This is a genomic window from Streptomyces murinus (assembly GCF_002154555.1).
Classification (GTDB): domain Bacteria; phylum Actinomycetota; class Actinomycetes; order Streptomycetales; family Streptomycetaceae; genus Streptomyces; species Streptomyces murinus.
The window spans coordinates 1-12,483 of sequence record NZ_MUNF01000470.1; the positions used below are offsets into that span (position 1 = coordinate 1).

A 12,483-nucleotide genomic window follows, 5' to 3' on the forward strand; every position below is an offset into this window, starting at 1 on the left:
GATCTGCCGCCCGCGGGCGGCCGGTTGCCCCAGACCACCCGCTGGAGCAGCTCCGAGCCGACCACCGCGCCGGGGTGGAGCAGCAGGGCCGCGAGGAGCGAGGCGGGGCGGGAGGGCTGGAGTACGACGGTGTCGTGGCCGTCGGTGATGGCGAGCAGGCCGAGCACGAGGAACCGGGGCTGATGGGTCCCTGGTGCGGGGAGAGCGCTGTCCGGCGCGGAGGTGCCTGTCTTCACCGTGGCCTTTCAGCGTCGAGGTGGGGAGTGCAGTGGGGGTGCACAACGGTGGTACGACGGCGCGACGTTGGGCACGCCGAAGAGCGTCGGCGCGCCCAATTCCACTACCGAGACGGGAACTTAGATTCGAAGATGCGGTGGCGTCCAGTGCTCGGAAGAAAACGTCCGGTGACACGTGAGCAGCCCAAAGGTCGCCGGGAGATGGGGCGTTGGCGATCCGATCGCAAGGGCATACGCTGCGATCAGGTGGGCCGGGTCATATGCCGGGGCACCACGCACCCAGGGGAGGATCCATGCCGTGGTGGGCACTGATCCCGGTCGTCTCGATGATCACCGGGCCGCTCGCTCTGTACGTCATGACCCGGCGTAAACGCGCCGAGGACAGGGCCGACGAGCGGTACGAGGAGCTCTCGCGGAAGTACACGGCGCTACTGGAGGAGACCACCTCGGGCGAGCTTCCGCACGGCCGCGACCGCCGCCTCGACTAGCCGGCGCGCGGCGTCACCGATTTCCAGGCGGGAACGAGATAACTCGAACGGGCATTCCGAAAGCGGGTTGCATAATTTCCATCCCGGGGCGCGGGACGGCGCGCGGGTGGCGATCGGACATTTGCGGCGAGACGCGCGCGCCCCGCGCCGCACCCGGTGAGGTGCGAGGCGGGGCGGCGGTGTTCCGGGCGGGTTCCGGACCGGTCAGGCCACGGAGGCGATGCGCATCCGGATGTCCTCGGGGGACAGGGTGCCCTTCGCGGTGACGTGGTCACCGGAGGACTCGCCGCGCAGTCGGCGGCCGATCCAGGGGACCAGGTGCTCGCGGGCCCAGTGCACGTCGTCGCGGCGGACGTCCAGGGTGCCCCGGGGCGGCAGCGGCGGCCACGGCTGCTCCGGATCGGCCGGGATCTCCAGCCCGAGCGCCTGCCCGGCGCGCAGTGCGACACGGGTGTGCCCCTCGGGCGAGAGGTGCAGCCGGTCGCTGTCCCAGGCCCGGCGGTCCTGCACGGACCGCAGCGACCACAGGTCGAGCACGGGACAGTCGTACCGGTCGGCGATGGCCCGCACATGCCCGTTGTACGTGGCGATCTTGCCGCGCAGGTGCTTGAGCAGGGGGACGCCCCGGGTGTCGAAGCCGGTGGTCACCATGACGGTGCCGGCCACCTCGGCGAGCCGGGCCACGGCCGCCTCGAACCGCTCGGCCACCTCGTCCGGGTCGGTGCCGGGGCGGATGATGTCGTTGCCGCCCGCACACAGGGAGACCAGATCCGGGGCGAGTTCGGCCACCTGCGGGACCTGGTCGGCCACGATCTGGTCCAGCAGCTTCCCGCGCACGGCGAGATTGGTGTACTGGAAGTCCCCCTCGGGCCGCCGGTCGGCGAGCAGTACCGCGAACCGGTCGGCCCAGCCCACGAACGCCCCGTCGGGGCCGGGATCGCCGACGCCTTCGGTGAAGCTGTCCCCCACCGCCACGTACGACCCGATCACTGATCTGCTGTCACTCTTCGAATCGTCTGCCACGTCGGGCCATGATTCACCTTGGGGTGTGACTTACGCGACCGTAGGAAAGGGTTGACGAACGGTGAGATGAGCCACTCCGAAAGATTCCCCGTTCCAGGAATACACCCGCTTCCAGGGCTGTTGGCCCCCAGATACGCCACAGCCCGTCGCCGGGGATCTGCACACGGGCGGCGGGGAGTTGGCGTCGGTGTCGAAGGTGGCCCAGAGCAGGTACTGAGGGCTGGCATGGCCCCGGCCACCCCCGCTGACCATGCCCTGTGGACAACTCATTGCCCCACGAAACCAATGCCGTATGGTCGACGCAGCGCCCGCCGCGAGCCGTGACGGCGGGGACCGATCGGGAGGAGCCCCCGTGACGCAGCAGGTCCCGTCGACCGAGCCGGAGCTGGCCGGTGTGCGCAATTTCCGTGACGTCGGCGGACTGCCGACCGTGGACGGACGCCGGCTGCGCCAGGGCGTGCTGTTCCGCAGCGGGCACCTGGCGCACGCGACGGCGCAGGACGCGGTCTTCCTCTCCTCCCTGGGCCTGCACACCATCTTCGACTTCCGTAACGCGGCCGACCAGAAGCTGGAGGGCCCGGACGTCGCCCTGCCCGGCGTGCGCAATGTGAATCTGCCGCTGAGCGACCCGGCGGACGGCGCCGAGTTCTGGAAGATGGTCCGCGACGGCGACCTCGACCAGCTGCGCGCGGTCCTGGACGACGGCAAGGGCGCGGCCCGGATGGTGGCCTCGTACCGGTCCACGCTCCGCAATCGCACGGCCGAGCACTCCCGGGTGCTGCACTCGATCGCCGAGGACAGCGTGCCCGCGCTGCTGCACTGCGCGGCCGGCAAGGACCGCGCGGGCATCTCCATAGCCGTCACCCTGCTCGCCGTGGGGGTGGAGCGGGACGCGATCGTGGCCGACTACCTGGAGTCCAACGCCAAGCACCGCCGCTACAAGGTGCAGCGCAGCGCCAGTGCGCAGAGCGCGTACACGCCCGAGGTGATGGAGCTGCTCAGCCCGCTCTTCGACGCGCGCGCGGAGTATCTGGCGGCCGCCTTCGACAGCATCGACGAGACCTGGGGCGGCGTGGACCGCTATCTGGAGCAGGGGCTGCGGCTGGCTCCCGAGACACGGGAGCGGCTGCGGGCGCGGCTGGTGGACTGACCCGTTCGTCCGGTCCGCGCCCGCCGTGTGCGCGGGCGCGGGCTCAGCTCTTGGCGCCGACCGCGAAGAGCAGATAGAGGAACGCGGCCAGGACGTGCCCGAGGGCGATGTAGATGAGCAGCCGGATCCACAGGGAACGGGGGAACTTGGTCTCGAGGTTGCTCATAGCAGCTCTCCGTTCAGGTGCCCCAGGCACAGTGCGGCCGTGGGGCTCTGTAGCAGGGTGTGGACGAACAGCAGCTCCACGCCGTCCGGGTCCTCGGCGGCGAGGCGGTGCGGGGTGAGCGAGTCGAAGTGGGCGCTGTCGCCGGGGGCGAGCAGATGCGTGGCGTCACCGAGGCGCAGCCGCAGCCGTCCCTTGAGGACATAGAGCCATTCCTCGCCGGGGTGGACGCGCACGATGTCGCCCTGGGTGCCGTAGGGCGCGTGCACCCGCAGGGCCTGCATCCCGCGGCCAGGGGCCCCGGCCTGGAAGTAGGTCCACCCGGCGGCCCGGGTCGGATCCATGTCGGCGGCGCGGACGATCGCGTTCTGGTCGGCGACCCGTTCGCCGAGGAGTTCGGAGACCGTCGTACCGTAGATACGGGCGAGTGCGAGCAGCATCGGCAGCGAGGGCTGTCGCTGCCCGGTCTCCAGCCGGGACAGATGGGCCGGTGAGAGTCCGGCGTCCCGGGCCGCGGCCTCCAGGGTGAGACCGGCCCGTCGGCGCAGTGCGCGCAGTTGCGGCGCCACGGCGGGCAGATCCTCGCCCTGGCCCGCCGCAGGCGATGCGGCATCTGAGGCGTTCATGCCTCTATTCAGCCCCACTTTTGCCCGTGGGGCAATTTTCTTGCCTCCGAGGCAAAAAGCTTCGCGCGCTCGCCGTCCCGCTGGGCCTCGCGGGTGCCCGCTACGCCCGGCAGGGGGTCGGCAGGATGTGGCCGGCCGCCACCGGAACGGTCCTCGGCGCGGCCGGCTTCGTCTTCCCCATGGTGCTGCTGTCGCTCATGTACTGACCGGTCAGCGGTTGGCGACCGCCTGTTTGATCAGTGTCCTGCCGAAGTCCCACATCAGGCCGCCGCCGCTGTGCGCGTCGTCCATGACCGCCGCGAAGCCCTCGATGAACCGGTCCACGTCGGCCTCGCCGAAGACGAGCGGCGGGATCAGCTTGATGACTTCCAGGTGGTCGCCGGAGACCTGGGTGAGGATCCGGTGCCGCTGGAGCAGCGGTACGACGACCATCTGGGCGAACAGCCCCTTGCGGGCGGCCTGGAGCATCGCCCAGCGGCTGCGCAGCTTGAGCGAGGACGGCTTGCCGAACTCGATGCCGATCATCAGGCCCCGGCCGCGCACGTCGGACAGCAGCTCGTACGTGTCGATCAGCTCGGTGAGCCGGGACCTCAGCAGCTCGCCCGTAGTGCGCACGCCCGCGACGATCTGCTCGTTCTCCATGACCGACAGCACGGCCAGCCCGCACGCCATCGCCTGGGCGTTGGCGCCGAAGCTCGCCGAGTGGACCAGGACGCGGTCCATGGACGAGTAGACCTTCTTGAAGATCCAGTCCTTGCCGAGGGTCGCGCCGACCGGGACATAGCCGCCGGACAGGGCCTTGGCGACGCACACCAGATCCGGTTCCACGCCGTCCTCGTGCTGGTAGGCGTAGAAGTCGCCGGTGCGGCCGAGGCCGGTCTGCACCTCGTCCGCGATCAGCAGGGCCTTGTGCTTGTGCAGCAGCTCCTGGGCCGCGCGCAGATAGCCGGGCGGCGCCTCGTGCACGCCCTTGCCCTGGATCGGCTCCACGATCAGCGCGGCCACGTCGCCCTTCCTCAACTCCCGTGCCAGGGCGTCGAGATCGCCGAGGGGCACGGCGGTGTCGGGCAGCAGCGGGGCGAAGCCGTCGCGGAAGCCGCTCTCCCCGTTGACGGACAGCGAGCCGGTGGTCAGCCCGTGGAAGGCGTGCTCGCAGTACAGGACGCGGGGCCGGCCGGTGGCGTAGCGGGCGAACTTCAGGGCCGTCTCGACCGCCTCGGTGCCGCTGTTGCCGAAGAACACCCGGTCCAGGTGCGGGCTGTGGGTGAGCAGCCGTTCGGCGAGCAGTCCGGGCAGCGGCTGGCAGTCGAACCGGGTGAGGTCGGCGAGGTCCAGGTCGACGACGTCGTGCAGCGCCTTGCGGACGACCGGGTGGTGGCGGCCGAGGCCCATCACCCCGAACCCGGCGAGCATGTCCAGGTAGTCGTTGCCGTCGGCGTCGAAGAAGTGGGCGCCCTCGGCGCGCTCGTAGACCTTGTCGAAGCCGATGGTGTGCAACATGCGCGGGAGCTGCGGGTTGAGGTACCTGGTGTGCAGCTCGTACCGCTCGGCTCCGCGCTCGGCGAGCAGGGCGCCGAGGTCGAACTCGCTGGTCATTCACTCTCCTTGACGGTGCCGTCGGATTCCTTGACGGCCAGGCTCGCTGAAATGCGTCCGGCGATCTCCACCGGCGTGAGGCCGAGGTCGGCCAGTACTTCACTGCGTTTGGCGTGCGGCAGGAACTGGTCCGGGATGCCGAACTGCCGTACCGGCACGTCGACTCCGGCGTCCCTGAGGGCCCCGGCGACGGCCGAACCGACGCCGGAGGCACGGCTGTTGTCCTCCACCACGGCCACCAGGCGGTGCTCCGAGGCGAGTCGCGGCAGGGCGGGATCGACCGGCTTGACCCACCGGGGGTCGACCACCGTGCAGCCGGTGCCGCCCTCCGCGAGGAGTTCCGCCGCGCCGAGGCACACCGGCGCCATCACACCGACGGCGACCAGCAGCACCTTCGCCCGCTCCGCGCGGTGCAGCACATCCATGCCGCCCACCCGGTCGAGGGCCGGGATGTCCGGGCCGACGTTCTCCTTCGGGAACCGCACCACGGTCGGCGCGTCGTCCACGGCCACCGCCTCCCGCAACTGGGCGCGCAGCCGGGTCGCGTCGCGCGGGGCGGCGATCCGCAGTCCCGGCACCACCTGGAGGAGCGACATGTCCCACATGCCGTTGTGGGAGGCGCCGTCGGGACCGGTGACGCCGGCCCGGTCGAGGACGAAGGTGACCCCGCAGCGGTGCAGGGCGACATCCATCAGCACCTGGTCGAAGGCGCGGTTGAGGAAGGTGGCGTAGAGGGCGACGACCGGATGCAGTCCCGCGGTGGCGAGCCCGGCGGCCGAGGTGACCGCGTGCTGTTCGGCGATGCCCACGTCCCACACCCGCTCCGGGAAGCGTTCGGCGAAGGCGCCGAGGCCGACCGGGTGCAGCATCGCCGCGGTGATCGCGACGACGTCCTCGCGCTCCTCGCCGATCCGGGCGATCTCCTCGCCGAACACCGAGGTCCAGGACCGCCCGCCGGTGGCGGTGAGCGGTTCGCAGGTCGCCGGGTCCATCACGCCGATGGCATGGAAGCGGTCCAACTCGTCGGCGAGCGCGGGCTCGTAGCCGCGGCCCTTCTCGGTCAGGCAGTGCACCAGGACCGGCCCGTGGAAGCGCTTGGCACGGCGCAGCGCGGACTCGACGGCCCCGATGTCGTGCCCGTCGACCGGGCCGACGTACTTCAGGCCCAGGTCCTCGAAGAGCCCCTGGGGGGCGAAGGCGTCCTTGAAACCCTTCTTGGCGCCGTGCAGGGACTCGTAGAGCGGCGCGCCGACGACGGGGGTCCGCTGGAGCACCTCCTTGCCCCAGGAGAGCACCTTCTCGTAGCCGTCGGTGGTGCGCAGGGTGGCCAGATGGTCGGCGAGCCCGCCGATGGTGGGGGCGTAGGAGCGCGCGTTGTCGTTGACGACGATGATCAGCGGCCGGTCCGGGGCGTCCGCGATGTTGTTCAGCGCCTCCCAGGCCATGCCGCCGGTCAGCGCGCCGTCCCCGATGACGGCGACCACATGGCTGCGCTCCCCCTTCACCTCGCGCGCCTTGGCGAGGCCGTCGGCCCAGCCGAGCGCGGTGGAGGCGTGGCTGTTCTCGATGACGTCGTGCTCGGACTCCTCGCGCGCGGGGTAGCCGGACAGGCCGCCCTTGCCGCGCAGCTTGGAGAAGTCCTGACGTCCGGTCAGAAGCTTGTGTACGTAGGACTGATGGCCGGTGTCCCAGAGGATCCGGTCGACCGGTGACTCGAAGACCCGGTGCAGGGCGATGGTCAGCTCCACCACGCCCAGGTTGGGCCCGAGATGACCGCCGGTGCGCGAGACCGCCTGCACCAGGAACTCGCGTATCTCCTCGGCCAGTACGCCGAGTTCCGCCCCGGACAGCCCCTTCAGATCACGCGGTTGCCGGATCGTCTCCAGAATCGTCACGTTCGTGGCCCCCTCTCGCTCCGTGCAGTTATGTGGACTCACTTCATCCGCTCGGCGAGCCGCTGCGCCTCCTCGATCAGGGTCTCGACGATCCGGGACTCCGGGACGGTCCGCACGACCTCCCCCTTGACGAAGATCTGTCCCTTTCCGTTGCCCGAGGCAACTCCCAGATCGGCCTCACGGGCTTCTCCGGGGCCGTTGACCACACAGCCCATCACCGCCACCCGCAGCGGCACTTCGAGGCCGTCGAGCCCCGCGGTGACCTCGTCAGCGAGCCGGTAGACGTCCACCTGGGCACGGCCGCAGGAGGGGCAGGAGACGATCTCCAGGCGCCGCTCGCGCAGCCCCAGCGACTGAAGGATCTGGATGCCGACCTTGACCTCCTCCACCGGAGGCGCGGACAGCGAGACGCGGATGGTGTCGCCGATGCCCCGGGAGAGCAGCGCCCCGAACGCGACGGCCGACTTGATGGTGCCCTGGAACGCGGGGCCGGCCTCCGTGACACCGAGGTGCAGCGGGTAGTCGCACTGTTCGGCCAGCTGGTGGTACGCCTCGATCATCACGACCGGGTCGTTGTGCTTGACCGAGATCTTGATGTCCCGGAAGTCGTGCTCCTCGAACAGCGACGCCTCCCACAGCGCCGACTCGACCAGCGCCTCCGGCGTCGCCCTGCCGTACTTCTGGAGCAACCGCCGGTCCAGGGAACCGGCGTTGACCCCGATCCGGACCGGTGTGCCGTGGTCCTTCGCGGCGCGCGCGATCTGGGCGATCTGGTCGTCGAACTTCTTGATGTTGCCCGGGTTGACCCGGACCGCCGCGCAGCCCGCCTCGATGGCCGCGAAGACGTACTTGGGCTGGAAGTGGATGTCCGCGATCACCGGGATCTGCGACTTGCGCGCGATGACGGCCAGCGCGTCCGCGTCGTCCTGCGTGGGGCAGGCGACGCGGACGATCTGGCAGCCGGACGCGGTGAGTTCGGCGATCTGCTGAAGGGTGGCGCCGATGTCCGACGTACGGGTCGTCGTCATCGACTGCACCGAGACCGGCGCCCCGCCCCCGACCGCCACCGACCCGACGTGGATCTCCCGCGACCGCCGCCGCGGGGCCACCTGCCGGGCCGGTACCTCGGGAACGCCCAAGGGTACGGCGGCCATCGCCCTACTCCCGGTTTCCCGAGACCGTCTCGCGCATGGCCCGCAGCGACTCCTTCAGGGAGCCCATGGTGGCGAGTACGGCGGTGGGCTCGTAGCCGCAGTGCGCCATGCAGTTGGCGCACCGCGGGTCCTTGCCGCGGCCGTACTTGTCCCAGTCGGTGTCCTCCACCAGCTCCCGGTACGTCGGCACGTACCCGTCGCTCATCAGGTAGCAGGGGCGCTGCCAGCCGAAGAGCGAGTAGTTCGGGATCGCCCACGCGGTGCACGGGAAGTCGACCTTGCCCTCAAGGAAGTCCAGGAAGAGCGGGGAGTGGTTGAGCCGCCACTTCTTGCGGTTGCCGCCGGAGAAGGCCTTCTTGAACAGCTCGCGGGTCTGCTCCACACCGAGGAAGTGCTCCTGGTCCGGGGCCTTCTCGTAGGCGTAGGCAGGCGAGATCATCATCTCGTCCACCTTCAGGTCGTCGTTGAGGAAGTTGAGCACCTCGACGATGGTCTGCGGGGTGTCGGTGTTGAAGAAGGTGGAGTTGGTGGTCACCCGGAAGCCGCGCCGCTTGGCCTCCTTGATGGCCGCCACCGCCTCGTCGAACACGCCCTCCTTGGCGACGGACTCGTCGTGCCGCTCGCGCAGCCCGTCGATGTGCACCGCGAAGGCGAAGTAGGGCGAGGGGGTGAACTTGTCCATCTTCTTGCGCAGCAGCATCGCGTTGGTGCACAGGAAGACGTACTTCCGCCTGGCCACCAACTGCCGCACGATCTCATCGATCTGAGGATGCATCAGGGGCTCGCCGCCCGCGATGGAGACCATCGGCGCACCCGATTCGAGCACCGCGCCCACCGCCTGGGCGACCGGCATGCGCTGCTTGAGCACCCCGGCCGGATGCTGGATCTTGCCGCAGCCCTCGCACTTGAGGTTGCACGCGAAGAGCGGTTCGAGCTCCACGATGAGCGGGAACTTGTCCCGCTTGCGGAGCTTCTGTTCGGCCAGGTATGTAGCGACCTTGATGGACTGACGCAACGGCATGGCCATCTGGGCTCACCTCCGGGGGAGCAGCAAAGAACGGTGCCATTCGAAATATGCGGGAAGTACGGAACGAAGAACACGGACGGCTGATATTCCACCGCGCACGGTGCCGATCCGGACGAGTTCGTGTTCGGGAGTGTCGACGACCACCCGGACGGCGGCGACCGGGCGTTCGCCCGCGGTCACGGCGCTGAGCAGGGTGGCCGCGGACTCCATGTCGACGGCGATCGCGCCGGTCGCGCGCAGGGCGGACCGTTCGGGGCCGCGGACGACATGATCGGAGCCGGTGAGCGGGCCGGTGTGGACCGTGCGGCCGGGCAGCAGCCGCGCGAGTTCCTTCACCAGCAGTTCGGTGCCCACGCAACGGACGGTGCCGTGCGGGTCCCGGGTCTCCTCGGCGACCACCAGGTCACCGGGGTGCATCCCGGGGGCGAGGCCCGCGCAGAAACCGGTGGCCACCACGGCGGCATCGGTGAGCGCGGGCCGGGCCAGGTGCCGGGTGAGGGAGCGCTGCGCCGCCCGCGGCCCCATCCCGGTACGGACGAACGTGACCGGCCCGCCGGCTCCGCCGCGATCGCCCGAGCGCAGCGCGAGGTGCTCGATGCCGAGCGCGCAGGCGATCAGCAGCGGGGCCGGGGCGGGCTGGACGTTCACATCAGCTCCCCTTGGCCTCGGAGAGCGGTGACCCGGCGGGCTTGGCCGCCTCGGGCCGCGGCCGGGGGGTCCTGGCGAGCAGCTGCCGCTCGAAGGGGTCGCCGTGCAGATACCGGCCGAGCGCGGTGAGCGGGAACACCTGCCGGTACAGGTGGTAGTTGATGGAGAAGTCCCAGGGGAAGCCGGTGCCGGTGAAGTACGGCTCGTCCCAGGTGCCGTCCTCGCGCTGGGTGGCCGCGAGCCACTGGACGCCCCGCTCGACGGCCTTGGAGTCCTTCTCCCCCGCCGCGAGCAGCGCCATCAGCGCCCACGCGGTCTGCGAGGGGGTGGAGGCGCCCCGGCCGGCCCATTCCCTGGCGTGTTTGTAGGAGCGCAGGTCCTCGCCCCAGCCGCCGTCGTCGTTCTGGACCGACTCCAGCCAGGTCACCGCCCGCCGGATCGCCGGGTGCGAGGCGGGCATTCCGGCCGCGGTCAGTGCCGGGACCACCGACCCGGTGCCGTAGATGTAGTTGACGCCCCAGCGGCCGAACCACGCCCCGTTCTGCTCCTGTTCGGCGAGCAGCCAGGCGATGCCGCGCCGGGTGCGCGGGTCGTGGGCGAGGCCCTCGGCGGCGAGCATCTCCACCACGTGCGCGGTGACGTCCGCGGACGGCGGATCGATGACCTCGCCGAAGTCGCAGAACGGCAGCCGGTTGGGGAACGGGCTGGTGTTGTCGACGTCGAAGGCGCCCCAGGCGCCGTTCTTCGACTGCATGCCGAGGTTCCAGCGCACCGCGCGCCCGATCGCCCGGTCCGTGCGCTCCGGGTCGTGGTGCCGGATCCGGCGCAGCGCGAGGGAGACCTCGGCGGTGTCGTCGATGTCCGGGTAGTTGTCGTTGTGGAACTCGAACGCCCAGCCGCCCGGCGGCAGTTGGGGACGTTTGACGGCCCAGTCGCCGGGCCGGACGATCTCCTCGCCGAGCAACCAGTCGGCGGCCTTGACCAGTTGGGGATGGTCGACGGGCAGTCCGGCGTCGACCAGCGCGATGGCGGCCAGGCAGGTGTCCCACACCGGGGACTGGCAGGCCTCGATCATCCGGGCGCCGTCCTCGCGCCAGACGGCGAACCGGTCCAGCGAGGCCAAGCCCTCGCGCAGTACGGGGTGTTCGAGGTCGTAGCCGAGCAGATGCAGGGCGATGACCGAGTACACGGCCGGGGGCTGGATGCCGCCCCAGCAGCCGTCGTTCTCCTGCCGCTCGATGATCCAGCGGGCGGCGGCGTTCATCGCGGCCTTGCGCAGCCGGCGCGGGACGACCTTGCGCAGCTGCCTGAGCGCCCGGTCCAGGCGCTGGAAGGCGCCGTCCCAGGTGTTCGCGGGCGCAAGGGGTTTGGGCGGGTTGGGGTTCGCCGGGTCGGTGTGCAGCTCGTCCAGCGCGAAGGGCGCGGGGCGCACCGGGCGCTTGGCCGAGACGATGGTCAGCGGCACGATCGTCTGCCGGGCCCAGCACCCGAAGTCGTAGATGTTCAGCGGCATCCAGCCGGGGAACCAGATCAGCTCCGGGGGCATCTCCGGCAGGTCTTCCCATTTCCACCAGCCGAACAGGGCGAGCCAGATACGGGTGAAGACCCGGGCGGCGGCGATGCCGCCGCGCTCGCGGATCCAGGCGGCGGCCCGTGCCATGTGCGGGGCGTCGGGCGCGTCACCGGCCAGCCGCAGGGCGACGTACGCCTCGATGGTGGTGGACAGTTCGCCGGGTCCGCCCCAGAAGGTGGCCCAGGTGCCGTCCTCGCGCTGTTCGCCGCGGATGAACTTCGCGGCGGCCTGCGTGGTGCGCTCGTCCTGGATGCCCAGGAACTGGCGGAGCAGCAGGTCCTCGGCGTCCATGGTGACGTTGGTCTCCAGGTCGCCCTTCCACCAGCCCTCGGCGTCCTGCCGGGAGAGCAGGAAGTCGGTGGCGCGGCGGGCGGCCTGTGCGGCGGCTTCCGGTGCCCCGGCCGCCTCGGGGGTCGTGAGGGTGGTGTCGCTGGCCGCGGCAGCGCGGGACGGCAAGGTGGCCCCGGTGCTTCCGTCGGTCGTCGCTGTCATGGCTTCCCCTTCGTACAGTCGTGCGAGACGTGCTGCTGTGGGTCCGCCGTCGGCCGGTGTGCTTCCTGTCGCGACACCGGCCGGCGACTACGCGAGGATGGTTCGACCGATAGTGATCATCTCTTTCGTACGACGACGAAGTCGGCGAGGGCCGTGAAGGCGGCCCGCACCCGGTCCGGCATGGTGACCGCGTCCAGGGCGCTGACGGCGATGGTGTGCTGGCGGCGCGCCTCCTCGGCGGTCCATTCGCGGCCGCCCGCCTCCTCGATGAGGGCGGCGCGGGCCGCGAACTCCTCCTCGGAGAAGTTCTCGAAGTCGCTGCTCTTGGCGTCGGCGGCGAGGATCTCGCCGAGCCGCTCGGAGGCGGGTCCGCCGGCCGCGAGCGCGGCGACCACCGGCAGCGACTTCTTGC

Annotated in this window: 13 protein-coding genes and 1 pseudogene; 3 read left to right on the forward strand and 11 right to left on the reverse strand. The window is 70.7% G+C overall.

Annotated features, from left to right (window positions below):
• Nucleotides 1-236 (reverse strand): hypothetical protein (locus tag CCN72_RS38695; protein WP_483027279.1); only part of this gene is annotated, 236 nt, incomplete at its 3' end.
• Between the two features lie 293 nt (nt 237-529).
• Between CCN72_RS38695 and CCN72_RS26770 the strand changes: the two genes are divergently transcribed.
• Entirely contained in the window at nt 530-724 is a 195-nt protein-coding gene (locus CCN72_RS26770; protein ID WP_086810320.1) for a hypothetical protein, read from the forward strand.
• 204 nt (nt 725-928) lie between these two features.
• On the opposite strand, the gene CCN72_RS26775 is transcribed toward CCN72_RS26770, so the two are convergent.
• Nucleotides 929-1,714, reverse strand: coding sequence for an SGNH/GDSL hydrolase family protein (locus CCN72_RS26775; protein WP_086810322.1), 786 nt, complete (start codon nt 1,712-1,714; stop codon nt 929-931).
• 385 nt (nt 1,715-2,099) lie between these two features.
• Between CCN72_RS26775 and CCN72_RS26780 the strand changes: the two genes are divergently transcribed.
• Entirely contained in the window at nt 2,100-2,897 is a 798-nt protein-coding gene (locus tag CCN72_RS26780; RefSeq protein ID WP_086810325.1) for a tyrosine-protein phosphatase, read from the forward strand.
• 43 nt (nt 2,898-2,940) lie between these two features.
• Here CCN72_RS26780 and CCN72_RS26785 read toward each other — a convergent pair whose 3' ends face one another.
• Nucleotides 2,941-3,063 (reverse strand): DUF6126 family protein, encoded by a 123-nt coding sequence (locus CCN72_RS26785; protein ID WP_037657443.1) that lies wholly within the window; start codon nt 3,061-3,063, stop codon nt 2,941-2,943.
• The gene (locus CCN72_RS26790) at nt 3,060-3,686 is read right to left on the reverse strand and encodes a helix-turn-helix domain-containing protein (protein WP_037657445.1); all 627 of its coding nucleotides are present in this window, start codon (nt 3,684-3,686) and stop codon (nt 3,060-3,062) included. Before CCN72_RS26790 ends, CCN72_RS26785 begins: the two co-directional genes overlap by 4 nt.
• A gap of 26 nt (nt 3,687-3,712) precedes the next feature.
• Between CCN72_RS26790 and CCN72_RS38700 the strand changes: the two genes are divergently transcribed.
• On the forward strand, nt 3,713-3,892 hold the full coding sequence (locus CCN72_RS38700; protein ID WP_143664209.1) for a hypothetical protein: 180 nt from the start codon (nt 3,713-3,715) through the stop codon (nt 3,890-3,892).
• Nucleotides 3,893-3,896: 4 nt separating this feature from the next.
• Here the strand turns inward: CCN72_RS38700 and CCN72_RS26795 are convergent, their stop codons facing one another.
• From CCN72_RS26795 to CCN72_RS26825, 7 genes and pseudogenes are all read right to left on the reverse strand, one after another.
• On the reverse strand, nt 3,897-5,282 hold the full coding sequence (locus CCN72_RS26795) for an aspartate aminotransferase family protein (protein WP_086810327.1): 1,386 nt from the start codon (nt 5,280-5,282) through the stop codon (nt 3,897-3,899).
• Nucleotides 5,279-7,177 carry a 1-deoxy-D-xylulose-5-phosphate synthase gene (gene dxs, locus CCN72_RS26800; protein WP_086810329.1) on the reverse strand — a complete coding sequence of 633 codons (1,899 nt, stop codon included), beginning with the start codon at nt 7,175-7,177 and terminating at the stop codon, nt 5,279-5,281. The genes CCN72_RS26795 and dxs overlap by 4 nt, the downstream gene beginning before the upstream one ends.
• A 38-nt stretch (nt 7,178-7,215) precedes the next feature.
• The gene (ispG, locus tag CCN72_RS26805; protein ID WP_086810331.1) at nt 7,216-8,331 is read right to left on the reverse strand and encodes a flavodoxin-dependent (E)-4-hydroxy-3-methylbut-2-enyl-diphosphate synthase; all 1,116 of its coding nucleotides are present in this window, start codon (nt 8,329-8,331) and stop codon (nt 7,216-7,218) included.
• A 4-nt stretch (nt 8,332-8,335) separates the two neighbouring features.
• Nucleotides 8,336-9,358: an adenosyl-hopene transferase HpnH gene (gene hpnH, locus CCN72_RS26810; RefSeq protein WP_086810333.1), complete on the reverse strand. Its 1,023-nt coding sequence runs from the start codon at nt 9,356-9,358 to the stop codon at nt 8,336-8,338.
• 6 nt (nt 9,359-9,364) lie between these two features.
• Entirely contained in the window at nt 9,365-10,006 is a 642-nt protein-coding gene (locus CCN72_RS26815; protein ID WP_086810335.1) for a phosphorylase family protein, read from the reverse strand.
• Nucleotide 10,007: 1 nt separating this feature from the next.
• Nucleotides 10,008-12,071 carry a squalene--hopene cyclase gene (gene shc / locus CCN72_RS26820; RefSeq protein ID WP_086810337.1) on the reverse strand — a complete coding sequence of 688 codons (2,064 nt, stop codon included), beginning with the start codon at nt 12,069-12,071 and terminating at the stop codon, nt 10,008-10,010.
• A gap of 116 nt (nt 12,072-12,187) precedes the next feature.
• Nucleotides 12,188-12,483 (reverse strand): annotated as a pseudogene (locus CCN72_RS26825) (polyprenyl synthetase family protein); the annotation flags it as partial.

Excerpts from the sequence above, each read along its gene's own strand:
- CCN72_RS26770 (WP_086810320.1), top strand. The coding sequence starts at position 530 with ATGCCGTGGTGGGCACTGATCCCGGTCGTCTCGATGATCACCGGGCCG.
- CCN72_RS26785 (WP_037657443.1), bottom strand. The coding sequence starts at position 3,063 with ATGAGCAACCTCGAGACCAAGTTCCCCCGTTCCCTGTGGATCCGGCTG.
- CCN72_RS26790 (WP_037657445.1), bottom strand. The coding sequence starts at position 3,686 with ATGAACGCCTCAGATGCCGCATCGCCTGCGGCGGGCCAGGGCGAGGAT.
- CCN72_RS26795 (WP_086810327.1), bottom strand. The coding sequence starts at position 5,282 with ATGACCAGCGAGTTCGACCTCGGCGCCCTGCTCGCCGAGCGCGGAGCC.
- ispG (WP_086810331.1), bottom strand. The coding sequence starts at position 8,331 with ATGGCCGCCGTACCCTTGGGCGTTCCCGAGGTACCGGCCCGGCAGGTG.
- hpnH (WP_086810333.1), bottom strand. The coding sequence starts at position 9,358 with ATGGCCATGCCGTTGCGTCAGTCCATCAAGGTCGCTACATACCTGGCC.
- shc (WP_086810337.1), bottom strand. The coding sequence starts at position 12,071 with ATGACAGCGACGACCGACGGAAGCACCGGGGCCACCTTGCCGTCCCGC.